Source organism: Achromobacter sp. JCM 18799, assembly GCF_055395645.1.
Genome location: NZ_AP043866.1, coordinates 6,000,212 through 6,024,202 on the forward strand (window position 1 = coordinate 6,000,212; position 23,991 = coordinate 6,024,202).

Consider the following 23,991-nt stretch of genomic DNA (forward strand, 5'->3'; position numbering starts at 1 on the left):
TAATGTTGGATCGGACCGCAACAATAGGAGGAACGGCATAAAGGCCGAGACAAGACTTGCGGGCTGCGCATAAACGCGGCGTCAATGCGCGCCCGCTACGCGCGCTTCAGCCGGCGAAGCGATAGCCCACGCCGATCTCGGTCAGCAGGTAGACGGGCTGGGCCGGGTCCGCTTCCAGCTTCTGGCGCAGGTGGCCCATGTAGATGCGCAGGTAGTGGTTGCTTTCCACGTGCGACGGTCCCCACACCTCGCGCAGCAGTTCGCGGTGCGTCATGACCTTGCCGCGATGCGCCAGCAGCGCCGCCAGCAGCCGGTATTCCATCGCGGTCAGGTGCACGTGTTGGCCGCCGCGTTCCACCACGCGCTTGGCGAAATCCACGCGCACGTCGCCGAAACTGATCTCGGAAGCATTGCCCGCGCCGCCCCTGGCGTGCCGCCGCAGCAGTACGCGCAGGCGCGCCAGCAATTCGCTGACGCCGAAAGGCTTGGTCAGGTAGTCGTCCGCGCCGGCGTCCAGCGCGGCGACTTTGTCGGCTTCGGCGCTGCGCGCGGACAGCACCAGCACCGGCACCTCGGTCCAGCCGCGCAGCTCGCGGATCAGGGTCATGCCGTCTTCGTCGGGCAGGCCCAGGTCCAGCACCACCGCGTCGGGCTGCCGGGTGCCGGCTTCGATCAGGCCGCGTTTGACGGTTTCGGCTTCGTGCACGACGCAGCCCTCGCTTTCCAGGGCCTGGCGCACGAAGCGCCGGATGTTGGCGTCGTCTTCAATGATCAGGACGGTAGGCTGGTAGTCGAACATGCGTTGCGGCGTTCAAGGGGTTTCGGATTGGATCGGGGGTGGCGCGCCCAGGGGCAGCGTGAAGACGAACTGGGCGCCGGATTCCTGGCCCGGCGCGTGTTCGACCCAGATTTTCCCATGGTGCGCGGCGATGATGGCCTCGCATACGGCCAGGCCCAGGCCGACGCCTGGCGTGGCGGACTCGCGGTCGCCGCGCGTGAATTTTTCGAAGATGCGGCGCTCCGCGCCCGGCGGCACGCCCGGGCCGTTGTCGCTGACTGCCACGCGCAGTTCGCCCTCGTGTACGTCCGCGTGCAGGCGCAGGGTGCTGCCGGCAGGCGTGTACTTGGCCGCGTTCTCCAGCAGATTGCACAGCACGCGCTCGATCAGCACGCCGTCGCATTCCACCAGCGGCAGCTGCGACAGGCTGTCCACGGTGACGCGGTGCGCGGCCAGCGGTTCGCGCATGGCGGCAAGCGAGGCGCCGACCAGCTCCTCGATGGATTGCCATTCCAGCCGCAGCGGCGTGTCGCGGTTCTGCAGCCGCGCCATGTCCAGCAGATTGACCACCAGCGCGTGCATGCGCTGGGCCTGGTCACGCATGGCGCGGACGGTGTCGTGGATGTCGGGCGGCAGCGTCGCCTGCTGGCGCATCAGCGTGTCCGTCATGCCGACCAGGCTGGTCAGCGGCGTGCGCAGATCGTGCGAGACGGCCGCCAGCAGCGAGTTGCGCAGCTTCTCGGATTCCATGCTGACCAGCGCCTGCTGCGCCACTTCCACGTAGTGCAGGCGTTCCAGCGCGATGGCGATCAGGGTGGCGTAGGCCTCGATCTGGCGGCGCGAGTCGGGATTCAGGAACAGGCTGCGGCGCGGGGCGGCCAGCGCCAGCACGCCGCGGGTGCGCATCGGCGCCTTCAGGGGCAGGTACAGCAGTTCGCTGTTGGACAGGGTGGAGGTGCCTGCGCCGGCGGGTTGTCCGTGGTCGTAGACCCATTGGGCCAGCGCGGATTCCAGCGGCGGCATGTCGTCCGCCGCGGGGGACGCCAGCTTCAGGCGGTCGTCCATGCCCAGGATGTACAGCGCGCAGCGCGAGCCGAAGGTGGCATGCACGAAGGCGCTGGCCAGGGTGACGATCTGCTCGGGCAGCAGCGCGGACGACAGTTCGCGCGCGAACTCGTAGAGGCTGCGGGCATCGGCCTCGCGCTTGACCGAGGCCTGCGCCTGCAAGCGCAGGCCGGCCGTCAGCTGGCCGATCAGCAGGCCCACCGACAGCAGCACGCCGAACGTCAGCAGGTACTGCACGTCCGATACGGCGAAGGACGCCAGCGGCTGCACGAAGAAGAAATCGAACAGCCCTACGCTGATGACCGAGGCCAGCGCCGCCGGTCCGCGCCCGTGACGCAGCGCCACGGCCACCACCGCCAGCAGGAACAGCATGACGATATTGGTCTGGTGCAGCGCCGGGAAGGCCAGCATGGACAGCGCGGTGGCGGCGGCGCAATAGCACAGCGCCCAGGCATAGCCCGCCAGCGGCCGGGCATTGCGCTCGTCGGCGGCCTGGCGCGTCCGCCGGCCCAGTGTGAGCGGGTCGCGTCCCGGCGCGGACGCGGCCGGCAGCGGCGGCGCGCCCAGGCGGATGATGTCGATTTCGGGGCAGCCCGCGGCCAGCATGTCGGCAAAGCTGTGGCGCCGCCATAGCCAGCCCGGCGAGATGGCCGCGGTCAACACGGCGGACAGCGACAGTCGCAGGCGCTGCAGGCCGCTGGCGCGGGTGCGGCCGATGATGGCCTTGGTGATGTTGTGGCGGCGCACGTAGCGCACCACGGCGTCGACCATGTCGCCGCCGGCCAGGGTTTCGCTGCGCGCGCCGAGTGAATCCGCCAGGGCCAGGCTGCGCTGGATGCGTTCCTGTTCGGCCTGGGGCGGCGGGGCCGCGCGCGGCGTGTCGATGGTGACCACGTGCAGATCGCATTCCAGCTGCTGGCTCAGGCGGTGCGCGCTGCGGATGACGTACTCGGCGTCCACGTCCGGACCGATGCAGGCGACCACCGCTTCGCGCGTACGCCACACGGGTTCGATGGCGCGGTCGCGGCGATAGGCCTGGACGTCGTCGTCGACGTGGTCGGCGGTGCGGCGCAGCGCCAGCTCGCGCAGCGCGATCAGGTTGCCCTTGCGAAAGAAATTGCGGCTGGCGTGGCGGGCCTGTTCCGGCAGATAGACCTTGCCTTCCTTCAGTCGGCGCAGCAGCTCGTCGGCCGACAGGTCCACCAGAATGACTTCATCGGCCGCGTCGAAGACCTCGTCGGGCACGGTCTCCCAGACGCGCACGCCGGTGATGCTGCCCACCGCTTCGTTCAGGCTGTCCAGATGCTGTACGTTCAGCGTGGTCCAGACGTCGATGCCGGCAGTCAGCAGTTCGTGGATGTCCTGCCAGCGCTTGGCATGGCGTGAACCTGGCGCGTTCGAGTGCGCCAGCTCGTCCACCAGTACCAGGTCGGGATGGCGGGCCAGCGTGCCGTCCAGGTCGAATTCCTTCAGCACGTGGCCGCGGTACGGCACGTCCTTGAGCGGCAGGACAGGCAGGCCTTCCAGCAGCGTGGCGGTTTCGCGCCGGCCGTGGGTCTCGACGATGCCGGCCAGCACGTCGGCGCCCTGGGCGGCCTGCGCGCGCGCCGCCACCAGCATGGCGTAGGTCTTGCCCACGCCGGCCGATGATCCGAAGTAGACGCGCAGCTTGCCGCGCACCGCCTGGCGCGCGGCGTCGTCCAGGGTCTTCAAGAGCGCGTCGGGGTCGGGACGCTCGCCAGCGATATCAGCCATGAACGCGCAGTAGGTGTGAGGGAACGGCTGGCAATACTATACGCCGCGGCATCAGCGCGCCGGACGCAATTGGTCCAGCGCCAGGTTCAGCGTCAGCACGTTGACCGCAGGGTCGCCCAGCACGCCCAGCCAGGGCTTTTCGGTATGGGCCTGGATCAGGGCATCGACCTGCGCTTGCGGCAGGCCGCGAGCGCGCGCCACGCGCGCTGCCTGGTAAGCCGCCGCGGCCGGGCTGATGTGCGGATCCAGGCCGCTGCCGGACGCGGTGACCAGGTCCACCGGCACCGGGACCGGGTTGTCCGGGTCGGCCGCCTTCAGGGCGGCGATGCGGGCCTGGATGGCATCGGCCAGCGCGGGATTGCGCGGTCCCAGGTTCGAGCCGCCGGAGCCGGCGCCGTTGTACGGCATGGGCGCGGTGGCCGACGGGCGGCCCCAGAAGTAGCCGGGCGAACTGAACGACTGGCCGATCAGCTCCGAGCCTACGACCTGGTCGCCTTGCTTGATCAGCGAGCCGGCTGCTTCGTGCGGAAAGACGGCTGCGGCGATGCCCGTGGTCAGGAAGGGATAGGCCAGGCCGGTCACCAGCGATAGCGCGGCGAAGACGACCAGCGCGGGGCGCAGGATGCCGCCTTGGCGCGGCAGGGTGGCGGAATTTTTCATGATGGGTTCCTTGCAGTTTGAGGCTCAGGCCCAGCCCAGGGCGGCCAGCACCATGTCGACCAGCTTGATGCCGGCAAACGGCACCAGCAGGCCGCCCAGGCCATAGATGAGCAGATTGCGGCGCAACAGCACGGCGGCGCCCAGCGCGCGATAGCGCACGCCCTTGAGCGCCAGCGGGATCAGCACCACGATGATCAGCGCATTGAAGATCACGGCCGACAGAATGGCCGAGGCCGGCGTGGCCAGGCCCATGATGTTCAGCACGTTCAATTGCGGATAGACGGTGGCGAAGGCGGCCGGAATGATGGCGAAATACTTGGCGACGTCGTTGGCCACGCTGAAGGTCGTCAGCGCGCCGCGGGTCATCAGCATCTGCTTGCCGATCTCGACGATCTCGATGAGCTTGGTGGGGTTGGAATCCAGGTCCACCATGTTGCCCGCCTCCTTGGCGGCCTGGGTGCCCGAATTCATCGCCACCGCGACGTCGGCCTGCGCCAGCGCGGGCGCATCGTTGGTGCCGTCGCCCGTCATCGCCACCAGCCGGCCTTCCGCCTGGTAGGCGCGGATCAGCTTGAGCTTGGCTTCGGGCGTGGCTTCGGCCAGGAAGTCGTCCACGCCGGCCTCGGCGGCGATGGACGCGGCCGTGAGCTTGTTGTCGCCGGTGATCATTACGGTCTTGATGCCCATGCGGCGCAATTCCGCGAAGCGCGACTGAATGTCGGGCTTGACGATGTCCTTCAGCTCGACCACGCCCAGCGCGCGGTTGCCGTCGCTGACCATCAGCGGCGTGCTGCCGCGGCGCGCCACGTCTTCGGCCAGGCGCAGCGCCTGCTCCGGCACCGTCGAGTCCTGCTCGGCCAGCCACGCCTGCACGGCGTCGACCGCGCCCTTGCGGATCATGCGGCCGTTCAGGTTCACGCCGCTCATGCGCGACTGCGCGGTGAAGGGCACGAATTCGGCGTGCGGGGTGGGGGCGGCGGGCGCGTGGATGGACTTGTCGGCCAGCGCCACGATGCTGCGTCCTTCCGGCGTTTCATCGGCCAGCGAGGCCAGGCGCGCGGCCTCGGCCAGTTCGCGCGGGGACACGCCGGGGGCAGGCAGAAAGGTCGAGGCCTGGCGGTTGCCGAAAGTGATGGTGCCGGTCTTGTCCAGCAGCAGCACGTCCACGTCGCCGGCGGCTTCGACGGCGCGGCCGGACGTCGCGATGACGTTGGCGCCCATCATGCGGCTCATGCCGGCCACGCCGATGGCCGACAGCAGGCCGCCGATGGTGGTGGGGATCAGGCAGACCAGCAGCGCGACCAGCACCGTGACTGTCACGACCGAACCGCCGCCGGCGGCGCTGACCGCATAGATCGAGAACGGCATCAGGGTCACGACCACCAGCAGGAAGACCACGGTCAGGCCCACCAGCAGGATGGTAAGGGCCAGCTCGTTGGGCGTCTTCTGGCGCTTGGCGCCTTCGACCATGGTGATCATGCGGTCCAGGAAGCTCTCGCCGGGATCGGCGGCGATGCGCACGAAGATCCAGTCCGACAGCACGCGGGTGCCGCCGGTAACGGACGAGAAGTCGCCGCCGGATTCGCGGATCACGGGCGCGGATTCGCCGGTGATGGCGCTTTCGTCCACAGATGCCACGCCGGCGATGACCTGGCCGTCGCCAGGGATGATGTCCCCCGCTTCGACCAGCACCACGTCGCCCCGGCGCAGCAGGCCCGAGGGTTGGCTGACGGCCTGGCTGCGCCAGGCGCCGGGTTGCGCCGTGCTGGCGTCGGCATCGCGAAAGCCCTTCAGGAGCCGGGCGTCGATGGTGGTGCGCAGGCCGCGCAGGGTGGCCGCCTGCTGCTTGCCGCGGCCTTCGGCCAGGGCTTCGGCGAAGTTCGCGAACAGCACGGTGAACCACAGCCACACGGCGATCGCCAGGATGAAGCCGGCGGGCGCTTCGGCCTGGCCGCGCAGGGCCATGACCCACAGCACCGTGGTCAGGATGCTGCCGACGTAGACGACGAACATCACGGGGTTCTTCAGCTGCGCGGCAGGCGAGAGCTTGCGCAGGCTGTCCAGCACCGCAGGGCCGACCAGGGCGCGCGACCACATGCCGAACTGGCGTTCATGCGCGGCGTGCGATGCGGCGCGGGCGGCACCGCCTCCGGCGCCGGTAGTAGAGGTTTCAATCTTGGCCATTTTCATTCCTAGCCTTTCACTTGCAGATGTTCTGCGACAGGACCCAATGCCAGCGCGGGCACATACGTCAAAGCGCCCACCAGCAGTACCGCGCCGATCAGCAGCACCACGAACAGCGGGCCGGTGGTGGGCATGCTGCCGGGGCCGGCGGGCAGGCGGCGCTTGGCGGCCAGCGAGCCGGCCATCGCCAGGATGGCGACGATGATGGCGAAGCGGCCAAACCACATGGCGATGCCCAGCAGCACGTTGTAGAAGGGCGTGTTGGCGGACAGCCCGGCGAAGGCGCTGCCGTTGTTGTTGGCGGCCGACGTCAGGCCATAGAGGATTTCGGAGAAACCGTGGATGCCTGGATTGAGCACACCAGCCTGGCCGGCCGGCACCGAGACCGCCAGCGCCGTGCCGACCAGCACCAGCAGCGGGGTCGCCAGGATGACGATGGAGACCATCTTCATGTCATAGGCTTCGATCTTCTTGCCCAGGTATTCCGGGGTGCGGCCTATCATCAGCCCGGCAATGAAGACGCCCAGGATGGCAAAGGCCAGCATGCCGTACAGGCCCGAACCCACGCCGCCGAAGACCACCTCGCCCAATTGCATCAACAGCATCGGCGTCAGGCCGCCCATGGCGTTGAGCGAATCGTGCATGCCGTTGACCGCGCCGCAGGACGCTGCCGTGGTGACGGTGGCGAACAGCGAGGTGGCGGCGATGCCGAAGCGGGTTTCCTTGCCTTCCATGTTGCCGCCCGGCGAGAACGCGCTGAGCGCGCTGTCGGCGCCGGCCTGGGCCGCCATGGGATTGGGCTGCTGTTCGAAGTAGGCGGCGGACAGGGCGAACACCGCGAACAGCACGGTCATGGCCGCCAGGATTGCGATGCCCTGGCGCCGGCTGCCCACCATCTCGCCGAACGAAAAGCACAGCGCGGCGGGAATCGCCAGGATGGCCAGCATCTCCAGGAAGTTGGCCAGCGGCGTGGGGTTCTCAAACGGATGCGCGGAGTTGGCGTTGAAGAAGCCGCCGCCGTTGGTGCCCAGCAGCTTGATCGATTCCTGCGAAGCGACCGGACCCATCGCCAGGGTCTGGGTCTTGCTGACGGCGGGATCGGTCACTGCCTGTCCCTGGGCGTCCAGCACGGGCTGGCCCTGCGCGTCTACGCGAGGCTGGTCGTAGTGCACGGCTTCGACCGTCTGGACTTCCTGGTAGGGGCTGAAATTCTGGATCACGCCCTGGCTGACGAGCGCCAGCGCCAGGACCAGGGACAGCGGCAGCAGCACGTACAGCGTGCTGCGCACCATGTCGGTCCAGAAGTTGCCCACGGTGGCCGAGCAATGGCGCGACAGGCCGCGGATCAGCGCGAACAGCACGGCGATGCCGGTGGCGGCCGAGACGAAGTTCTGCACCGTCAGCGCCAGCATCTGCGTCAGGTAGCTCATCGTCGATTCGCCGCCATAGCCTTGCCAGTTGGTATTGGCCACGAAGCTGATGGCGGTGTTCAGGGCCGAGTCCGGCGACACCGCACCCATGCCGGCAGGATTGAGCGGCAGCACGCCCTGCAGGCGCTGCAGGGCGTAGACGGCCGCGATGCCGATGATGTTGAAGGTCAGCACCGCCACGGCGTAGCGCTTCCAGCCCATCTCGGCCTGCGGGTCTATGCCCGCCAGCCGGTAGATGCCGCGCTCGATGGGGCGGCCCCAGGCGGTCAGCCGGGACTGCCCGTTTTCCATGGCGATACGGATGTAGCGCCCGAGCAGGGGCGCGATCGCGAGCAGGACTGCCAGGTATACGACCAGCAATCCGACGAATTCGGCGGTCATCAGAATTTCTCCGGTTTGAACAGCGCGACCAGCAGGTACACGAACAACAGGGCGGCCGTCAGGCCGCTCAGCCAATAGAGCCAGTTCATAGCTGCTCTCCCGCAGACAAGGTTTCGCAGAACCGCAGCAGGGCGAAGGTCAGCCCCGCCATGACGGCAAAGATGGCGATATACAAGGCATCCACGTTTTTCCTCCCGGGAGCGGCGCTCCCTTCGAACGACGGGCCTGCACGGCAAATAGGGATGCGCGCCGGGCAGGCGTAGTGACCAATCAGGACACCGGCAGGTTACGGAGCGGGGGGTAAAAACGGGGTATACGTTTGGGAGGGGGGTGTAAATGAAACGTAAATGGGGCCAGGTTCTCGCAGCCGCCCGAAGGCGGGCATGGCGCGCGCACGGTCGCGGGCCCAAGCTGGAGCTGCCAAGCGGCGGGAAGCGGGGGCCGGGCAGGCGGGGTCAGGAATGGCCGCAAGACGGCCGAAAAATCCCAATATTTAGAACCCGAAACCCACATTGCACCAATATGGTGCGGGAAATATGTAAATGAATGCTCCTTCTTAGGGCATTCCCCTAGTGTGACAATCCCGCATCTGGTGCAGAATCTCTTCCCATGCAGGTGAGGAGACAAAGCCCTGCATGGGCAAATACCGGCGGCACCGGTACATAAAAAAAGTAAAGCAGTACCCAAAAAAAGCAAAACGCACAACGGCTGGCACCAGGTAGTGCCAGCCGTTGTCGCATAAAAAGCCGGCATTTCAAGCGCAAAGGCTTTTCAAGCGCCGCGTTTCGCGATAATCAGACAGGGTTCGCTCATCCCAGCTATGTCGGAATCGCGCCTTTCATCCTCGACACCCGCCACGACTCCCTATTGGCGCCGCAACTTGTGGCTGATCCTGGTGTTGCTCGTCGTATGGGCCGCACTGACCTTCATTCCCGCTTTTTTTGCCCGCAGCCTGAATTTCGATTTCATCGGCTGGCCGTTCGCGTTCTGGATGGCCGCCTATGGCGCGCCGCTGGCCTACCTGGTCATCATCGGCATCTACGCCCGGATCATGAATCGCGCCGATGAGCGCTCCGAAGATGTGGGAGGGCACCGCTGATGCCGTTTTTCAGCGGAGACACGCCCCAGCAATTCAGAGTCCGGTTGCGCCGCATCTACGTGCTGTACACGGCGGGATTCGCGTTGATGATCCTGTTGATGGCGCTGGCCGAGATCCTGGGCATGCCGCGCAACTGGATCGGCTATGTGTTCCTGCTGGTCACGGTCAGCCTGTACGCCGGCATCGGCATCGTCTGCCGGACCTCGGATCAGGTGGAGTACTACGTGGCGGGCCGGCGGGTGCCCGCGATCTACAACGGCATGGCCACGGCCGCCGACTGGATGTCGGTGGCCTCCTTCATCGGCGTGGCCGGCACGCTCTACCTGACGGGCTATGGCGGGCTGGCCTACATCATGGGCTGGACCGGCGGCTATGTGCTGGTGGCGATGCTGCTGGCGCCTTATCTGCGCCGCTTCGGCCAATACACCATTCCCGACTTCATGGGCGCGCGCTATGGCGGCAATATGCCGCGCCTGGCGGGCGTGGCCTGCGCCATACTCTGTTCCTTCACCTACCTGGTGGCGCAGATCTACGGCGTGGGCATCATCACCACGCGCATGACCGGCATCTCCTTCGAGCTCGGCATCTTCGTGGCGCTGGGCGGCATGCTGGTCTGTTCGTTCCTGGGCGGCATGCGCGCAGTCACCTGGACGCAGGTGGGGCAGTACATCATCCTGGTCATCGCCTATCTGGTGCCAGTGGTCTGGCTGTCCATCAAGCACACCAATATGCCCGTGCCGCAGCTGTCGGCCGGCGTGGTGCTGCAGCAGGTGACCGAAAAAGAGGTCTACCTGCAGAACGACCCGTCCGAAATCGAGGTGCGCAGGCTGTGGCAGGAGCGCGCCGACGAAATGGGCCGCCGGATGGCGGCATTGCCCGAATCCTGGACGCTGGAAAAGGACAAGCTGCGCAGCCGGCTGGCGCAGTTGACTGCAAACGATGCGCCCATGGTCGAGATCCGCTCGGCAGAGCGCGAGCTGGCGGGCTATCCCGCCGGCGTGGAAGAGGCGCGTATCGCCTGGGCGCAGGCCAAGGCCGCGTTCGAGGCGCGAGCGGCGCCGGCCACGCCGCATGCGGAACCGTTTCCGTCCAAGGATCCAGAAGAGCAGCGCAACATGCGCGTCAATTTCCTGGCGCTGGTGCTTTGCCTGATGCTGGGCACTGCGGGCATGCCGCACATCCTGATGCGTTCATACACGACGCCCTCGGTCATCGAGGCGCGCAAATCGGTGTGCTGGTCGCTGCTGTTCATCCTGCTGCTGTATTTCATGGCGCCGGCGCTGGCGCTGCTGGTGAAGTACGAGGTCTATACCCAGGTGGTGGGGTCCAGCTTTCTCAGCCTGCCCAACTGGGTGCATGCCTGGAGCGCCGTCGACAGCAATCTGCTGGACGTGACCGACGTCAACCGCGACGGCATCGTGCAGTTGAGCGAGATCAGCATGGGCGCCGACGTGGTGGTGCTGGCCATGCCGGAAATCGGCGGACTGCCCTACGTGATATCGGCCCTGGTGGCGGCGGGCGGGCTGGCCGCGGCGCTGTCCACCGCCGACGGCCTGTTGCTGACCCTGTCCAACTCCCTGTCGCACGACATGTGGTATCGCATGGTGTCGCCGCGCATGTCGGCGGCGCGCCGCGTGATGGTGTCCAAGATTCTGCTGCTGCTGGTGGCCTTCGGCGCCGCCTGGGTGGCGGCGCGCAAGCCCGCGGACATTCTCTTCATGGTGTCGGCCGCGTTTTCCTTTGCGGCGTCATCCTTTTTCCCGGCGTTGGTCATGGGCGTGTTCTGGCGCCGCGCCAACAAATGGGGCGCGACGCTGGGCATGGCGGCCGGGCTGGCGGCGACGTTCGCCTACATGACGCACACGCATCCCTGGTTGCGCGAATGGGTGCTGGGCATTTCGCGCACCCAGCCCGTGGACCTGTGGTGGGGCATCCAGCCGATCGCGGCGGGCGTGTTCGGCGCGCCGGTGGCTTTCCTGACGATCATCGTGGTGTCGCTGCTGACGCCGCCGCCGGACCGCGCCACGCTGGCGCTGGTGGACTACCTGCGCCATCCGGGCGCGCCCAAGCCGCAGGGCGAACGCGGCTAAGGCGTTCCGCAGGCGTTGGCGTTCCGGTTTTCCGGATCGATGCAGGAAGCCCATGCCGCCGCGGGCATGGCTTGCAGCAAGGTATAGGTCTGGCCGGGCGCCCATAGCCATTGCACGCCGCCCGGCGTCTTGCCGGCCGCTTCCCAGATTCGCTTGCGTTGCGCGGCGGTCATGATGAATCGCCGCTGGTCGCCGCTGTTGCCTTGCGCCAATATCTGCGAGGGATCCCGCTTGGCGGCATAGATGCTGGCAACCCCCTCGGCCGTCTTCTTGGGCTGCACGATGGCCCAGTCGTAGTTGTACGAGTCCAGCTCAGGCGCTTCCCAGGCGGGGCCGGGCAGCACCAGGGAGGCGTAGGGATCCGCGCTTGCGCGGTAGGGCAGTCCCAGAACGGCAGGTCCGTCCGCCCACGCCGTCCGCTGGCGCAAGTAGCGCTGCGCCCTGCGGCCCTGAGCGTCATGCGTCACGACTTCGAACGCATCTTCGGATTTGTCTTGATAGGAAATCGTGCGCAACAGCCGGCCCGCGGCGTCATGCACGTAGCGGGTCATGGGCCGGGAAGGCGCCGCGCAATCGTTGGCGCCCAGCTCGGCCAGCCAACCGTGGGTGTCGTAGCGCAGGCAATAGCGCGCCGGCCGGTTGCGGCGGCCGTCCCAGGCGCGCGAGCGTTCCTCGTAGCCAGTCAACCGACCGGCGGCGTCATAGTAGAAGCGCGTTTCGGCGTCTGGCGGGGGCAGCGCGGCCTTGCCCGACGCGCGGGCTTCGTGCACGGCGCCGGCGCTGTAACGGGCGATGCCGCACAAATGTTGGCGGCCGTCGGGGGCGCTTTCCCAGCGCAGCATGGTGACGCCGATGCGGGCGTCCGGCGCGGCGGCGTAGACGGACCAGTCCACCCGTTCTGCCCATATGGTGGCCAAGGCGCGCTCGCCGGCGTCGATGGCGACGCCAGGCAACCATGAGCGGATGCGCGAGCCGTCCAGCGCCAGCAAGGTATTGGTGTCGTCCAGGGAAATGTCCATTACCCCGGTGTGGCGCTGCGCGGACGCGGCCAGCGGTTCGCAGATCGCACTGGCCAGCCCCGGTGCAAGGGAAAGCGCGGTCAGCGCAAGCAGACGTCGTGCGGAATCAGAGTGCCGCATTGTGCAGGTAGGCGATCAGCCCCCAGAGTTCGCTGCTGATCCCGCCCAGGCGCAAGGCGTCATCGCGCGTGTCCATCAGCAGGAAGGGGTAGGCGTTGCGTTCCAGCTTGCCTGGAGGCGGCAGTCTGTAGGGCGTGAAGTGTTCGCCCGACAGCAGGTAGGTATTGGTCATGTCGCCGACATCCACATGCAGGTACCAGACGGTCAGGTCCGCGACGTTCAGGGCCGCATCCGTTTCCGGATACAAGCCGCCCTGGCCGGCCGGGATGGCGCTGTCCAGCACGGCCATGAGCACGGCGCGCGGGCCGGATTTCGGAAAGTAGGCGCCTTCACTGCCACGCTGCGTGAACGCTTGGCGGATGAACCCCGCGCCGCGCGAGCCGGGCACCACCGTGCGGGCGAACATCGCTTCCAGCTGGGCTTGCGACAAGGGGCCGGGCATGGCGGACAACTGGTCCAGGTCCTGCTTGAAAGCGCTCAGCCAGGTCCGGTAGCGCGCGAGCTCGGCCGCGCGGTTGAACTCCTGGGCCAGGGCTTGGCCGGTCGGCAGCAGGCCCAGGCAGCCCAGGCACAGCCAGGCCGCCAGCCAGCGGCGGATCCGGGTACTCGCCGTTGACCCGTCGCGGGGCTTCAATGCGAAACGGATTTCGAGAAGACGTTCATCACCACCACGCCGGCGATGATGAGGCCGATGCCGATGAGCGCCGGCGTGTCCAGGTGCTGTTTGAACAGCACCGCGCCGACGATGGAAATCAGCACGATGCCCACGCCGGACCAGATGGCGTAGGCGATGCCCACCGGGATCTCGCGCAGCGTCAGCGACAGGAAATAGAACGAAATCAGGTAGCCGAACACCGTCACGATGGACGGCGCCAGGCGGGTGAAGCCTTCGGACCCCTTGAGCGCGCTGGTGGCGAAGATCTCGGCGATGATGGCTATGCCCAGGTAGAGCCACTTCATTTGCGTGTTCCCTCGGATTGCCGCAGCAGCACCAGCAGGGCGCCCGCGCCGCCTTCGCGCTCGGGTGCTTCGGAAAACGCCAGGACTTCGCTCTTCTGCACCAGCCAGGTGCGGGCCTTGTCCTTGAGCACCGGCTCCAGCCCCTGCGAGCCATAGCCCTTGCCGTGGACGATGCGCACGCAGCGGATGCCGTGCTCCTGGCATTCGTCCAGGAACGACAGCAGGGCGTGGCGGGCCTGTTCCACCCGCAGGCCATGCAGGTCCAGTTCGGCGCCGGCGCGCCATTGGCCGCGGCGCAGGTTGCGCGCGGTGTCGGGCGCGGCGTCGCTGCGCACGAAGGCGGTGCCGCCTTCGGACAGCAGATGCGTGATTTCGCCGCCGTCGGAGACGCCGGCATCGGCGCGCGAGGGGGTTTCGCCCAGCGCGTTGGCGCGGCGCAGCGCGGGCGCGGGCTGCGCCACGGGCTTGTGCTCCACCCGGGCGGCCTGCTTGATCGGCGTGACTGACTGCATGGTGCGCTTGAACGCCGCCATGTCGTCAACGGGGGCGGTATCCGGTTTTTTCAGCACCGCCACCCGCTGGGCCAGGGCGGCGCGTTCGCGCTCGGCCTGCAGGTCTTTCTTCAGGCGTTTCAGGTCGGCCAGGCCGACCTTACTGCCCCGCATTCTCCAGCCACCGTTGTGCGTCCAGCGCGGCCATGCAGCCGGTGCCGGCGCTGGTGATGGCCTGGCGGTAGACGTGGTCCTGCACGTCGCCGGCGGCGAATACGCCGGGGACCGAGGTCATCGTGGCCATGCCGGACAGGCCGCTCTTGGTGACGATGTAGCCGTCCTTCATTTCCAGCTGGCCCTGGAAGATTTCGGTGTTGGGCTGGTGGCCGATGGCGATGAACGCGCCGGTGGCCGCCATGTCCTCGGTGACGCCGGTGTCGACGTGGCGCACGCGCACGCCGGTGACGCCGCTGTCGTCGCCCAGCACTTCTTCCAGCGTATGGAACAGCTTGAGTTCCATGTTGCCGTTCTCGACCTTGCTCATGAGCTTGTCGACCAGGATGGGCTCGGCGCGGAACTTGTCGCGGCGGTGGATCAGGGTGACCTTGCGGCAGATGTTCGACAGGTACAGCGCTTCTTCCACGGCGGTATTGCCGCCGCCGACCACGACCACGTCCTGGTTGCGGTAGAAGAAGCCGTCGCAGGTGGCGCAGCCGGACACGCCGCGGCCCATGAAGGTCTCTTCAGACGGCAGGCCGAGGTACTTGGCCGAGGCGCCGGTGGCGATGATGAGCGCGTCGCAGGTGTAGATCTTGCCGGTGTCGCCCGTGAGGGTGAACGGGCGCTTGGACACATCGACCTTGGCAATGTGGTCGAAGATCATTTCGGTGTTGAAACGTTCGGCGTGCTTCTGGAAGCGCTGCATCAGGTCCGGACCCTGCACGCCCTCCGCGTCCGCCGGCCAGTTGTCGACGTCCGTGGTGGTCATGAGCTGGCCGCCTTGGGCCAGACCTGTAACAAGAACAGGGCTCAGATTGGCGCGTGCCGCATAGACGGCCGCCGTGTAACCGGCAGGGCCGGAACCGAGTATCAAAACTTTAGCGTGCTTGGGCGTGGACATGGGCGGGTATCTTTAGGTTAACGCCCAATTATAATGAGCCGCATGCCGCGTATCTCGACTGCTTCTCCGCGCGCCTCGCGCAACACCCGTAACGGGCCTTCCCCCCTGCAGACGCGCTTGTCCGCGTTGCTGCGCGAAGCCCGCTGGATCCTCTTCGCCGCCCTGGCGGCCTGGCTGACGCTGGTGCTGGCCACCTGGAACGCGGCCGACCCTGGCTGGTCGCATTCCGTCCCCGCCGGCGCCATCCACAACAAGGGCGGGACCCTGGGCGCCTATCTGGCGGACATCCTGCTCTATCTGTTCGGCTTTTCCGCCTGGTGGTGGGTGATACTGCTGCTGCACCGGGTGCGCGCGGGCTACCGCCGCCTGGCCAGCCATCTTCGCGTTACCAATAGTAAGCAGCCGGAAGTGTTGCCCCGTGTCCACTGGGAAGAGGGCATCGGTTTCTTCCTGTTGCTGGTGGGGTCGCTGGGCATGGAAGCCCTGCGCCTGGCCAGCCGCGGCACGCATCTGCCCGGCGCCTCCGAGAACACCAGCGGCGCGGGCGGCGTGATCGGCCAGACGCTGGCCGACCTGATCGGCCGCAGCATCGGCTTCACCGGCAGCACGCTGGCTTTCCTGGTCATGCTGGCCATCGGCCTGAGCCTGTTCTTCTCGTTTTCCTGGCTGTCCATCGCCGAACGCGTGGGCTCGTGGCTGGAAGGCCTGGTGCGCCGCGTGCGCGATTCCTACGCCGCCCGCGAAGACCGCAAGGTCGGCGAGGTCGCCAAGGCCGTGCGCACCGAACAGGTCGTGGCCAAGCAGGAAAAGCTGGTCCACGAGCAGCCGGTGCGGATCGAACCCGCGATTACCGTGGTACCCAAGTCCGAACGGGTCGAAAAGGAAAAGCAGCAATCGCTGTTCTTCGCGCCCTCGGGCGGCGCCGAAGGCGACCTGCCGGCGATCAGCCTGCTGGATCCGCCCCTGACCAACCAGGAAACGGTGTCGGCCGAAACCATCGAATTCACCTCGCGCCTGATCGAAAAGAAGCTGGCCGACTTCGGCGTGTCGGTCACCGTGGTGGCGGCGCAGGCCGGCCCGGTCATTACGCGCTACGAGATCGAGCCCGCCACGGGCGTGAAGGGCAGCCAGATCGTCAACCTGGCCAAGGACCTGGCGCGCGCGCTCAGCCTGGTCAGCATCCGGGTGGTGGAAACCATTCCGGGCAAGAACCTGATGGGCCTGGAATTGCCCAACCCGCGCCGCCAGATGGTGCGCCTGTCCGAGATCCTGGGCTCGCAAACCTATCACGCCAGCCATTCCGTCGTGACGATGGCGCTGGGCAAGGACATCGCCGGCAATCCGGTGGTGGCCGACCTGGCCAAGATGCCCCACCTGCTGGTGGCGGGCACCACCGGTTCGGGCAAGTCCGTGGGGATCAACGCCATGATCCTGTCGCTGCTGTACAAGGCGGACGCGTCCCACACCCGGCTGATCCTGATCGATCCGAAGATGCTCGAAATGAGCGTCTACGAAGGCATTCCGCACCTGCTGGCGCCGGTGGTCACGGACATGCGCCAGGCCTCCAACGCGCTGAACTGGTGCGTGGGCGAAATGGAAAAACGCTACCGCCTGATGAGCAAGATGGGCGTGCGCAACCTGGCGGGCTACAACACCAAGATCCGCGACGCCATCAAGCGCGAGGAACCCATTCCGAATCCGTTCTCGCTGACCCCGGACGCGCCGGAGCCGCTGTCGCCGCTGCCCACCATCGTGGTGGTCATCGACGAACTTGCCGACCTGATGATGGTGGTGGGCAAGAAGATCGAAGAGCTGATCGCCCGCCTGGCACAGAAGGCGCGCGCCGCCGGCATCCACCTCATCCTGGCCACGCAGCGTCCCAGCGTGGACGTCATCACCGGCCTGATCAAGGCCAACATCCCGACGCGCATCGCCTTCCAGGTGTCGTCCAAGATCGACTCGCGCACCATTTTGGATCAGATGGGTGCCGAAACCCTGCTGGGCCAGGGCGACATGCTTTACATGCCGCCAGGCACCGGCCTGCCGGTGCGTGTGCACGGCGCGTTCTGCAGCGATGACGAAGTGCATCGCGTGGTGGAAAGCCTCAAGGCGCAGGGCGAACCCAACTACATCGAAGGCTTGCTCGAAGGCGGCCTGGATGGGGACGCGGGCGAAGGCGCCAGCAGCGTCACCGGCATCGGCGGCGACGCCGAATCCGACCCGATGTACGACCAGGCTTGCGAGGTGGTGCTCAAGCACCGCCGCGCGTCCATCTCGCTGGTGCAGCGCCACCTGCGCATTGGTTACAACCGTGCGGCCCGGTTACTGGAGCAGATGGAGCAATCGGGTATGGTGTCGGCGATGCAGTCCAATGGCAACCGCGAGATCCTTGTTCCCGCGGCCGCTGCCGCCCGAGAGGAAGCTTGATGAAGATGTTCCGTCGACTGGCCGCCGTGGCGGCCCTGAGCCTGGCGCCCGCCATGGTGTTCGCCGCCAGCGCGCAGGAGCAGCTGCGCGCTTTCGTGGCTACCGTGACCGCGGCCACGGGCTCGTTTTCGCAATACACGGTGAACAACCAGGGCCGCACGCAGCCCGCCCAGACCGGCGTGTTCTCGTTCCAGCGTCCCGGCAAGTTCAAGTGGGCGGTGCAGAAGCCTTATGAACAGTTGGTGGTGTCGGACGGCCGCCAGGTGTTCCAGTTCGATCCGGACCTGGCCCAGGTGACCGAGCGCAAGGTCGATGCCGCCATCGGCACCTCGCCCGCCGCCATCCTGTTCGGCTCGGGTTCGCTGGAGCAGTCGTTCGACGTTTCGGCCCTGCCGTCCAAGGACGGGATCGATTGGCTGCGCGCCAAGCCGCGCACCGCCGATGCGGGCTTTTCGCGCGTGGACATCGGTATGAAGGACAATCTGCCGGTGCGCGTGGAGCTGCTGGATTCGTTTGGACAAACCACCCGCGTGGACCTGTCCGGCATTGCCGCCAACCCGCAGTTGCCGGCCAAGGAATTCCAGTTCGTCGCGCCGAAGGGTGTGGATGTAGTGAAGATGTGATGGAAAAAGCCTGGCAACGCCAGGCTTTTTCTTATGTGGCGTCCGCTTAAGGACGTTTGTACGCGATGCAGTCGACCTCGACTTTTGCGTCCACCACCAACGACGACTGCACGCAGGCACGGGCCGGCGGATTCTCGCCGAAGTATTCCTTGAACACCTTGTTGAACGACGCGAAATCGCGCGCGTCGTCCAGCCATACGCCGCAACGCACGACGTGTTCGGGGCCGTAGCCGGCTTCCTTCAGGATGGCGAGCACCTGCTGGATGGCCTTGTGCGACTGGGTCACGATGCCGCCTTCGACGACTTCGCCGTTGTCCATCGGCACCTGGCCGGACACGTGCAGCCAGCCATCGGCCGCGACCGCGCGGGCGAAGGGCATATGCGAGCCGCCCTGGCCCGTACCGCCGGCGACGCCGTAGCGGGTGATGCCGTTGCTGTCGGCGGTGGGAGCATTGCTCATGGTTCTCTCCTTGAAATGAATGGCCGGTTTTGCGCCGGGTTTTCGCCCGTTGCTTACTGGAAGTTCTTGCGCAGGTCGCCGCTGCGCGGCAGCCAGCGGCCGGCGCGGTCGCCGGTGGCCTCGCCCTGGCGGTAGGACAGCGCGCCATTGACCCAGACCGCCTCGATGCCGGCGGCGGTCTGCACCGGCGCGGCGAAGGTGGCGCGGTCGATGACCGTGGCCGGATCGAACAGCACCAGGTCCGCGTGGTAGCCCTCGCGCACCAGGCCGCGCTCGGCCAGGCCGAAGCGGGCGGCGGACAGGCCCGTCATCTTGTGCACGGCCTCGGTCAGCGGGAACAGCCCCACATCGCGGCTGTAGTGGCCCAGCACGCGCGGGAACGCGCCCCAGAGCCGCGGGTGCGGCATGGGGTCGTTGGGCAGGCCGTCGGAACCCACCATGGTGAGCCGGTGCGACAGCACGCGGCGCACGTCGTCTTCATGCATGTTGTGGTACACGGCGCCGGCTGGCTGCAGGCGCGCGGCCGCTTCCAGCAAAGTCACGCCCCAGTCGGCGGCGATGTCGGCCAGCTTGCGGCGGGCCTGCTCCGGATGCGGCACGGACCAGGTGATGTCGATGTCGAACTCGTCCGTGACCTGCTTCAGGTCCAGGGTCGACGAACTGGCGGAATAGGGATAGCAGTCGCAACCCACGTGCTGCAGGCGGCCGGCGGTTTCCAGCGCTGACAGCACTTCTTTCGTGCGGCCCCAGTTGCCGGCGCCGGCGCATTTCAGGTGCGACACCACCACCGGCACGCGGGCATGCTGGCCGATGTCGAAGGCTTCCTGCATGGCCTCCAGGATGGCGGCGAACTCGGAGCGCAGGTGGGTGGTGTAGAGCGCGCCGAATTCATCCAGCGCCTCGGCCAGCAGCTTGACCTCTTCGGTGTCCGCGTCGAAGGCGGAGGCATAGGCCAGGCCGGTGCTCAGGCCGATGGCGCCATGGGCCAGCGCGTCGCGCAGCTGCTCGCGCATGGCCAGCACTTCCTCGCGCGTGGCGGCGCGGTCCAGTCGGTCCATGTGGTTGCTGCGCAGCGCGGTATGGCCGACCAGCGCTGCCACGTTCACGGCGGGCCGCGCGGCTTCGATGGCGCGGGTGTAGTCCGCGAAGGTGGGGTAGCTGAAGTCGGCGCGGGCGCCCAGCAGGTTCATCGGGTCCGGCGGCTCGCCGCGCAGGGCCACGGGCGAGGCGCTGATGCCGCAATTGCCCACCACCACGGTGGTCACGCCCTGGGAGAGCTTGGGCAGCATGTCTGGCGTGCGGATGACGTTGGTGTCGTCATGGGTGTGCACGTCGATGAAACCCGGGGCCAGCGCCAGGCGGGTGCCATCGATGATCTGGCGCGCCGCCGCGCCCGGCAGGTCGCCGATGGCGGCGATGCGGCCGTCGGCCAGCGCCACGCTGGCGCGGTAGGCGGGTTCGCCGGTGCCGTCCAGGACCAGCACATTGCCTATGAGGGTGTCGTACATCTTGTGTTCCAGTTCAATCGCCCAGCGGCAGGCGGTTCGGGCCGCCGCGGTGTTCGTCCAGCGCCAGCTTGATGCGGCGCAGGCGCTCCCGGTTTTCTTCCTGGTTCAGCATGGCCAGTTCGGTCGAGAGCAGGTCTATGGCCAGCATCATCGCGTAGCGCGATGCCGAGGGCTTGTAGATGAAGTCGGTTTCGTCGGTGCGGATGGGCAGCACCACGTCGGCCAGTTCGGCCAGGGCGGAGGTCGCGTCGGTGATGGCGACGATGCGCGCCTGGTACTGCTTGACGATGCGGGCCGCGCCCACGATTTCCGGCGTGAGGCCCGAGGCCGACAGGATCAGCACCGCGTCGCGCTCGTCCAGGGTGGCCGCGACCATGCGCAGCAGCACCGCGTCGCTGTACACGGCGATGGGGTAGCCCAGGCGCACCAGGCGCGACTGCACTTCCTGCGCCAGCACGGCCGACGCGCCGCCCATGCCGAAGACGTAGATCATGCGCGCGCCGTCGACGATGCCGGCGGCCGCTTCGAACAGCTGCTCGGTGAAGTTGGGCAGGTGGGCGCGCAGCGTGCTTTCGATGTCGGCGTAGATGCGGGCGTAGAAGGTGCTTTCCTCGGTCGGCGCGCTGGGATCGAGGAAGCGGCTGCCCACCGTGCTGGCCTGGGCCAGCTTGAGCTTCAGGTCGCGGGTGTCGTCGCAGCCGACCGTGCGCGCGAAGCGCGAGATGGTGGCGATGCTGACGCCGGCCTTGGCCGCCAGCTGGTCGACGGTGGCGCTGGCGCCCCAGATGATGTCGTCCAGGATGGCGTCGGCGACCTTGCGTTCGGTCACGCTCAGCGAGTCCCGCCGACTGCGTATCTGGAAGACGATGTCGCGGATGATGTTCATGTGGGCTTCCTGGGTCTGTTCTGGACTGGGCGGCGATCAGGCGGCCAGCTCGGCGTCGCCGATGCGCGAACACGCCACATAGTGGCCCGGGCCGACGTTGGCGGCCTGCGCCTCGGTGGTCGCGCAGCTTTCGATGGCGTAGGGGCAGCGGGTGCGGAACACGCAGCCGGAAGGCGGATTGACCGGGCTGGGGATGTCGCCCTTCAACAGGATACGCGAGCGCGGCGCGCGCGGGTCCGGCACCGGCGCGGCGGAGAGCAGCGCGCGGGTATAGGGATGACGCGGACGCGCGTAGACCTCGCTGGTCGGGCCGCGTTCCATGACGCGGCCCAGGTACATCACCACGACCTCGTCGCACAGGTAGTCCACCACCGCCAGGTCGTGGGCCACGAACAGCATGGTCAGGCCCAGGTCGCGCTGCAGGTCCTGCAGCAGGTTCAGCACCTGCGCCTGCACCGACACGTCCAGCGCGGACACCGGCTCGTCGGCCACGATGAAATCGGGCTCGACCGCCAGCGCGCGGGCGATGCCGATGCGCTGGCGCTGGCCGCCGGAGAACTCGTGCGGATAGCGGCGGCTGTGGTCCGCGTTCAGGCCCACGCGTTCCAGCAGCTCGCCGATGCGGGCCATGCGGCGGTTCTGGGCGAGCTGGTGGGTGTCCAGCGCCTCGCCCAGGATCTCGGCCACCGTCATGCGGGGGTTGAGGCTGGCGTAGGGGTCCTGGAACACGATCTGCATGCGGCGGCGCCAGGGCAGCATCTGCTTTTCGGACAGCTTGGTGATGTCCTGGCCGTCGAACAGGATGCGGCCGGCGGTGGGCGCGAACAGCCGCAGCAGGGCGCGGCCGGTGGTGGTCTTGCCGGAGCCGGATTCACCGACCAGGCCGACGATGGTGTTGCGCGGCACGTCGAAGCTGACGCCGTCCACGGCCTTCACCATCGGGGCGTTGCGCGCCTGCGAAGTGGGGAAGTGGACCTTCAGGTCCTGGATCCGCACCAGCGGCTCTTCGGCGCGGATGGGAATGGGGCTACTCGTCATATCGGATTCACCTTGATGCAGCGCGCGCGGTGGTCGGTCTGCACCGGCAGGAGTTCGGGCACGGCGGCGCGGCAGTCGTCGGCGGCCAGGGGGCAGCGCGGCGCGAAAGTACAGCCGGCCGGCAGCGACAGCACGCTGGGCACGTTGCCCGGAATGGCGCGCAGCCGTTCGCCGGAGGCCAGCAGGGCGGCCGTGGGGATGCAGGACAGCAGGCCGCGGGTGTAGGGGTGCGTGGGCTTTTCGAACAGGTCGTAGACGCCGGCGTCCTCGACCACGCGGCCCGCGTACATGACCGCCACGCGATGCGCGATCTCGGCCACCACGCCCAGGTTGTGCGTGATGAACAGGATGCTCATGTTCATCTCGGCTTGCAGCCGCCGCAACAGGTCCAGGATCTGCGCCTGCACGGTCACGTCCAGCGCGGTGGTGGGCTCGTCGGCGATCAGCACGGCGGGGTTGCAGGCCAGGGCCAGCGCGATCATCACGCGCTGGCGCATGCCGCCCGACATCTGGTGCGGGTACTCGTTGATGCGCCGCTCGGCCGCCGGGATCTCCACGCGCTCCAGCATTTCACGGGCGCGCCGCATGGCCGCGTCGTGGGAGCCGCCCTCGTGCTGCAGCACGGCTTCGGCGATCTGGTCGCCCACCGTGTACAGCGGATTCAGGCTGGTCATGGGCTCCTGGAAGATCATGGCGATTTCGGCGCCGCGGATCTTGCGCAGGGTGGCGGGCGCGGCCTGGGCCAGGTCGTGCTGGACGCCTTGGCGGTCGCGGAACAGGATCTTGCCGGCCTCGATGCGGCCCGCCGGCTTGGGCAGCAGGCCCATGATGGACAGGCTGGTCACGGACTTGCCGGAGCCGGACTCGCCGACGATGGCCAGCGTTTCGCCGCGGGCCAGATCGAAGGTCACGCCGTCCACGGATTTGGCGATGCCGTCGCGGCTGTGGAACCAGGTCTTCAACCCTTCCACGGAAAGCACGACGTCTCGGGTGCTTGCGGTCATGATTACAGCTCCTTGCGCAGGCGCGGATCGAGGACGTCGCGCAGGCCGTCGCCGACCAGTTGCAGCGACAGCACGGACAGGACGATGGCGATGCCGGGGAAGATCATGATCCAGTCGGCCGAGCCCATGTACTGCTGGCCGGCGTTGATCATGGTGCCCCAGGTGGGGATGTCGGGCGACACGCCCACGCCCAGGAACGACAGGCCGGCTTCGGCCAGGATCGCGTAGGCGAAGATGAACGTGCCCTGCACCAGGATGGGCGACACCAGGTTGCGCAGCACGTGCACGGTGACGATGCGCCAGGTGGGCACGCCCAGCGCGCGGGCGGCTTCGACGAAGGGCAGTTCGCGGATCACCAGGGTCGAGGCGCGCACGATGCGCGCCAGGCGAGGCGTGTAGACGATGCCCAGCGCGATCACCACGTTGACCAGCGACGGGCCCAGCGCGGCCACCAGCGAGATCGCCAGCAGGATGTCGGGAAAGGCCATCATGGCGTCGATCAAGCGCGACACGAACTTGTCCGCCGTGCGGAAGAAGCCCGCGATCAGACCCAGCGCGATGCCCAGGATGCTGGACACGATCACCACGGAAAAGCCCACCATCAGCGACAGGCGGCCGCCGTGGATGACGCGGCTGAACACGTCGCGGCCGAAGTCATCGGTGCCGAACCAGTGCGCGGCGCCCGGCGCCTTCAGCCGGTTCATGATGGACAGCTTGAACGGATCGTAGGGGCTGATCCAGGGCGCCAGCAGCGCGGCCAGGACCAGCACGACGATCACGATCAGGCTGATCAGCACGGTCTTGCGCGACACCAGCAGGCGCAGCACCTGCCAGCGGTCGGTTCCGGAATTCACGGTAGTCCCGGTTGTCATTTCAATTGCTCCACTTGCGGT

21 protein-coding genes are annotated in these 23,991 nt (G+C 67.5%); 4 read left to right on the forward strand and 17 right to left on the reverse strand.

Going from position 1 to position 23,991, the window contains the following annotated elements; genetic code table 11:
- Nucleotides 1-106 precede the first annotated feature (106 nt).
- From kdpE to kdpF, 6 genes are read right to left on the reverse strand one after another with little or no spacing between them, the layout of a single operon-like run.
- A complete protein-coding gene (gene kdpE / locus ACZ5YA_RS28405; protein ID WP_059373794.1) occupies nt 107-799 on the reverse strand; it encodes a two-component system response regulator KdpE in 693 nt (230 codons plus the stop codon).
- Between the two features lie 12 nt (nt 800-811).
- Nucleotides 812-3,598, reverse strand: a complete 2,787-nt coding sequence (locus ACZ5YA_RS28410) for a sensor histidine kinase (protein WP_059373795.1) — start codon at nt 3,596-3,598, stop codon at nt 812-814.
- 51 nt (nt 3,599-3,649) lie between these two features.
- Nucleotides 3,650-4,258, reverse strand: a complete 609-nt coding sequence (kdpC, locus tag ACZ5YA_RS28415; protein WP_059373796.1) for a potassium-transporting ATPase subunit KdpC — start codon at nt 4,256-4,258, stop codon at nt 3,650-3,652.
- A 24-nt stretch (nt 4,259-4,282) separates the two neighbouring features.
- Nucleotides 4,283-6,442, reverse strand: coding sequence for a potassium-transporting ATPase subunit KdpB (gene kdpB, locus ACZ5YA_RS28420; RefSeq protein WP_464091501.1), 2,160 nt, complete (start codon nt 6,440-6,442; stop codon nt 4,283-4,285).
- An 8-nt stretch (nt 6,443-6,450) separates the two neighbouring features.
- Complete coding sequence (gene kdpA / locus ACZ5YA_RS28425) at nt 6,451-8,253, reverse strand: potassium-transporting ATPase subunit KdpA (protein WP_118931694.1); 1,803 nt, start codon at nt 8,251-8,253, stop codon at nt 6,451-6,453.
- Nucleotides 8,253-8,342, reverse strand: coding sequence for a K(+)-transporting ATPase subunit F (gene kdpF, locus ACZ5YA_RS28430; RefSeq protein ID WP_013391886.1), 90 nt, complete (start codon nt 8,340-8,342; stop codon nt 8,253-8,255). The genes kdpA and kdpF overlap by 1 nt, the downstream gene beginning before the upstream one ends.
- 731 nt (nt 8,343-9,073) lie before the next feature.
- On the opposite strand from kdpF, the gene ACZ5YA_RS28435 reads away from it, so the two are divergent.
- Both ACZ5YA_RS28435 and ACZ5YA_RS28440 read left to right on the forward strand, forming a co-directional pair.
- Nucleotides 9,074-9,352, forward strand: a complete 279-nt coding sequence (locus ACZ5YA_RS28435) for a DUF4212 domain-containing protein (protein WP_059373799.1) — start codon at nt 9,074-9,076, stop codon at nt 9,350-9,352.
- Nucleotides 9,352-11,442 carry a sodium:solute symporter family protein gene (locus tag ACZ5YA_RS28440; RefSeq protein ID WP_059373800.1) on the forward strand — a complete coding sequence of 697 codons (2,091 nt, stop codon included), beginning with the start codon at nt 9,352-9,354 and terminating at the stop codon, nt 11,440-11,442. Before ACZ5YA_RS28435 ends, ACZ5YA_RS28440 begins: the two co-directional genes overlap by 1 nt.
- Here the strand turns inward: ACZ5YA_RS28440 and ACZ5YA_RS28445 are convergent.
- From ACZ5YA_RS28445 to trxB, 5 genes are read right to left on the reverse strand one after another with little or no spacing between them, the layout of a single operon-like run.
- Entirely contained in the window at nt 11,439-12,581 is a 1,143-nt protein-coding gene (locus tag ACZ5YA_RS28445; RefSeq protein WP_464091502.1) for a hypothetical protein, read from the reverse strand. The genes ACZ5YA_RS28440 and ACZ5YA_RS28445 overlap by 4 nt on opposite strands.
- Entirely contained in the window at nt 12,568-13,215 is a 648-nt protein-coding gene (locus tag ACZ5YA_RS28450) for a hypothetical protein (protein ID WP_280015008.1), read from the reverse strand. The genes ACZ5YA_RS28445 and ACZ5YA_RS28450 overlap by 14 nt, the downstream gene beginning before the upstream one ends.
- Nucleotides 13,212-13,541 (reverse strand): DMT family transporter, encoded by a 330-nt coding sequence (locus tag ACZ5YA_RS28455; RefSeq protein WP_054450090.1) that lies wholly within the window; start codon nt 13,539-13,541, stop codon nt 13,212-13,214. Before ACZ5YA_RS28455 ends, ACZ5YA_RS28450 begins: the two co-directional genes overlap by 4 nt.
- Nucleotides 13,538-14,206 (reverse strand): Smr/MutS family protein, encoded by a 669-nt coding sequence (locus tag ACZ5YA_RS28460; protein ID WP_464091503.1) that lies wholly within the window; start codon nt 14,204-14,206, stop codon nt 13,538-13,540. Before ACZ5YA_RS28460 ends, ACZ5YA_RS28455 begins: the two co-directional genes overlap by 4 nt.
- A complete protein-coding gene (trxB, locus tag ACZ5YA_RS28465) occupies nt 14,193-15,152 on the reverse strand; it encodes a thioredoxin-disulfide reductase (protein ID WP_059373804.1) in 960 nt (319 codons plus the stop codon). Before trxB ends, ACZ5YA_RS28460 begins: the two co-directional genes overlap by 14 nt.
- 42 nt (nt 15,153-15,194) lie before the next feature.
- Between trxB and ACZ5YA_RS28470 the strand changes: the two genes are divergently transcribed.
- Both ACZ5YA_RS28470 and lolA read left to right on the forward strand, forming a co-directional pair.
- Nucleotides 15,195-17,579 carry a DNA translocase FtsK gene (locus ACZ5YA_RS28470; protein ID WP_118931698.1) on the forward strand — a complete coding sequence of 795 codons (2,385 nt, stop codon included), beginning with the start codon at nt 15,195-15,197 and terminating at the stop codon, nt 17,577-17,579.
- Nucleotides 17,579-18,202, forward strand: coding sequence for an outer membrane lipoprotein chaperone LolA (lolA, locus tag ACZ5YA_RS28475; protein WP_059373806.1), 624 nt, complete (start codon nt 17,579-17,581; stop codon nt 18,200-18,202). The genes ACZ5YA_RS28470 and lolA overlap by 1 nt, the downstream gene beginning before the upstream one ends.
- Before the next feature lie 46 nt (nt 18,203-18,248).
- Here lolA and ACZ5YA_RS28480 read toward each other — a convergent pair whose 3' ends face one another.
- From ACZ5YA_RS28480 to ACZ5YA_RS28505, 6 genes are read right to left on the reverse strand one after another with little or no spacing between them, the layout of a single operon-like run.
- Nucleotides 18,249-18,662, reverse strand: a complete 414-nt coding sequence (locus ACZ5YA_RS28480; protein WP_118931699.1) for a RidA family protein — start codon at nt 18,660-18,662, stop codon at nt 18,249-18,251.
- A gap of 53 nt (nt 18,663-18,715) precedes the next feature.
- A complete protein-coding gene (locus ACZ5YA_RS28485; protein ID WP_118931700.1) occupies nt 18,716-20,170 on the reverse strand; it encodes an N-acyl-D-amino-acid deacylase family protein in 1,455 nt (484 codons plus the stop codon).
- Between the two features lie 13 nt (nt 20,171-20,183).
- A complete protein-coding gene (locus tag ACZ5YA_RS28490) occupies nt 20,184-21,056 on the reverse strand; it encodes a MurR/RpiR family transcriptional regulator (protein WP_054450103.1) in 873 nt (290 codons plus the stop codon).
- Between the two features lie 36 nt (nt 21,057-21,092).
- Nucleotides 21,093-22,094: an ABC transporter ATP-binding protein gene (locus ACZ5YA_RS28495; RefSeq protein WP_059373809.1), complete on the reverse strand. Its 1,002-nt coding sequence runs from the start codon at nt 22,092-22,094 to the stop codon at nt 21,093-21,095.
- Entirely contained in the window at nt 22,091-23,098 is a 1,008-nt protein-coding gene (locus ACZ5YA_RS28500; RefSeq protein ID WP_059373810.1) for an ABC transporter ATP-binding protein, read from the reverse strand. Before ACZ5YA_RS28500 ends, ACZ5YA_RS28495 begins: the two co-directional genes overlap by 4 nt.
- A 2-nt stretch (nt 23,099-23,100) precedes the next feature.
- Nucleotides 23,101-23,970, reverse strand: coding sequence for an ABC transporter permease (locus ACZ5YA_RS28505; RefSeq protein WP_059373811.1), 870 nt, complete (start codon nt 23,968-23,970; stop codon nt 23,101-23,103).
- Nucleotides 23,971-23,991: the final 21 nt, after the last annotated feature.

Excerpts from the sequence above, each read along its gene's own strand:
- trxB (WP_059373804.1), bottom strand. The coding sequence starts at position 15,152 with ATGTCCACGCCCAAGCACGCTAAAGTTTTGATACTCGGTTCCGGCCCT.
- ACZ5YA_RS28435 (WP_059373799.1), top strand. The coding sequence starts at position 9,074 with ATGTCGGAATCGCGCCTTTCATCCTCGACACCCGCCACGACTCCCTAT.
- ACZ5YA_RS28470 (WP_118931698.1), top strand. The coding sequence starts at position 15,195 with ATGCCGCGTATCTCGACTGCTTCTCCGCGCGCCTCGCGCAACACCCGT.
- ACZ5YA_RS28445 (WP_464091502.1), bottom strand. The coding sequence starts at position 12,581 with ATGCGGCACTCTGATTCCGCACGACGTCTGCTTGCGCTGACCGCGCTT.
- kdpB (WP_464091501.1), bottom strand. The coding sequence starts at position 6,442 with ATGGCCAAGATTGAAACCTCTACTACCGGCGCCGGAGGCGGTGCCGCC.
- ACZ5YA_RS28500 (WP_059373810.1), bottom strand. The coding sequence starts at position 23,098 with ATGACCGCAAGCACCCGAGACGTCGTGCTTTCCGTGGAAGGGTTGAAG.
- ACZ5YA_RS28490 (WP_054450103.1), bottom strand. The coding sequence starts at position 21,056 with ATGAACATCATCCGCGACATCGTCTTCCAGATACGCAGTCGGCGGGAC.
- kdpC (WP_059373796.1), bottom strand. The coding sequence starts at position 4,258 with ATGAAAAATTCCGCCACCCTGCCGCGCCAAGGCGGCATCCTGCGCCCC.
- ACZ5YA_RS28495 (WP_059373809.1), bottom strand. The coding sequence starts at position 22,094 with ATGACGAGTAGCCCCATTCCCATCCGCGCCGAAGAGCCGCTGGTGCGG.
- ACZ5YA_RS28440 (WP_059373800.1), top strand. The coding sequence starts at position 9,352 with ATGCCGTTTTTCAGCGGAGACACGCCCCAGCAATTCAGAGTCCGGTTG.
- ACZ5YA_RS28460 (WP_464091503.1), bottom strand. The coding sequence starts at position 14,206 with ATGCGGGGCAGTAAGGTCGGCCTGGCCGACCTGAAACGCCTGAAGAAA.
- ACZ5YA_RS28455 (WP_054450090.1), bottom strand. The coding sequence starts at position 13,541 with ATGAAGTGGCTCTACCTGGGCATAGCCATCATCGCCGAGATCTTCGCC.
- kdpE (WP_059373794.1), bottom strand. The coding sequence starts at position 799 with ATGTTCGACTACCAGCCTACCGTCCTGATCATTGAAGACGACGCCAAC.
- ACZ5YA_RS28485 (WP_118931700.1), bottom strand. The coding sequence starts at position 20,170 with ATGTACGACACCCTCATAGGCAATGTGCTGGTCCTGGACGGCACCGGC.
- kdpA (WP_118931694.1), bottom strand. The coding sequence starts at position 8,253 with ATGACCGCCGAATTCGTCGGATTGCTGGTCGTATACCTGGCAGTCCTG.
- ACZ5YA_RS28480 (WP_118931699.1), bottom strand. The coding sequence starts at position 18,662 with ATGAGCAATGCTCCCACCGCCGACAGCAACGGCATCACCCGCTACGGC.
- kdpF (WP_013391886.1), bottom strand. The coding sequence starts at position 8,342 with ATGAACTGGCTCTATTGGCTGAGCGGCCTGACGGCCGCCCTGTTGTTC.
- ACZ5YA_RS28410 (WP_059373795.1), bottom strand. The coding sequence starts at position 3,598 with ATGGCTGATATCGCTGGCGAGCGTCCCGACCCCGACGCGCTCTTGAAG.
- lolA (WP_059373806.1), top strand. The coding sequence starts at position 17,579 with ATGAAGATGTTCCGTCGACTGGCCGCCGTGGCGGCCCTGAGCCTGGCG.
- ACZ5YA_RS28505 (WP_059373811.1), bottom strand. The coding sequence starts at position 23,970 with ATGACAACCGGGACTACCGTGAATTCCGGAACCGACCGCTGGCAGGTG.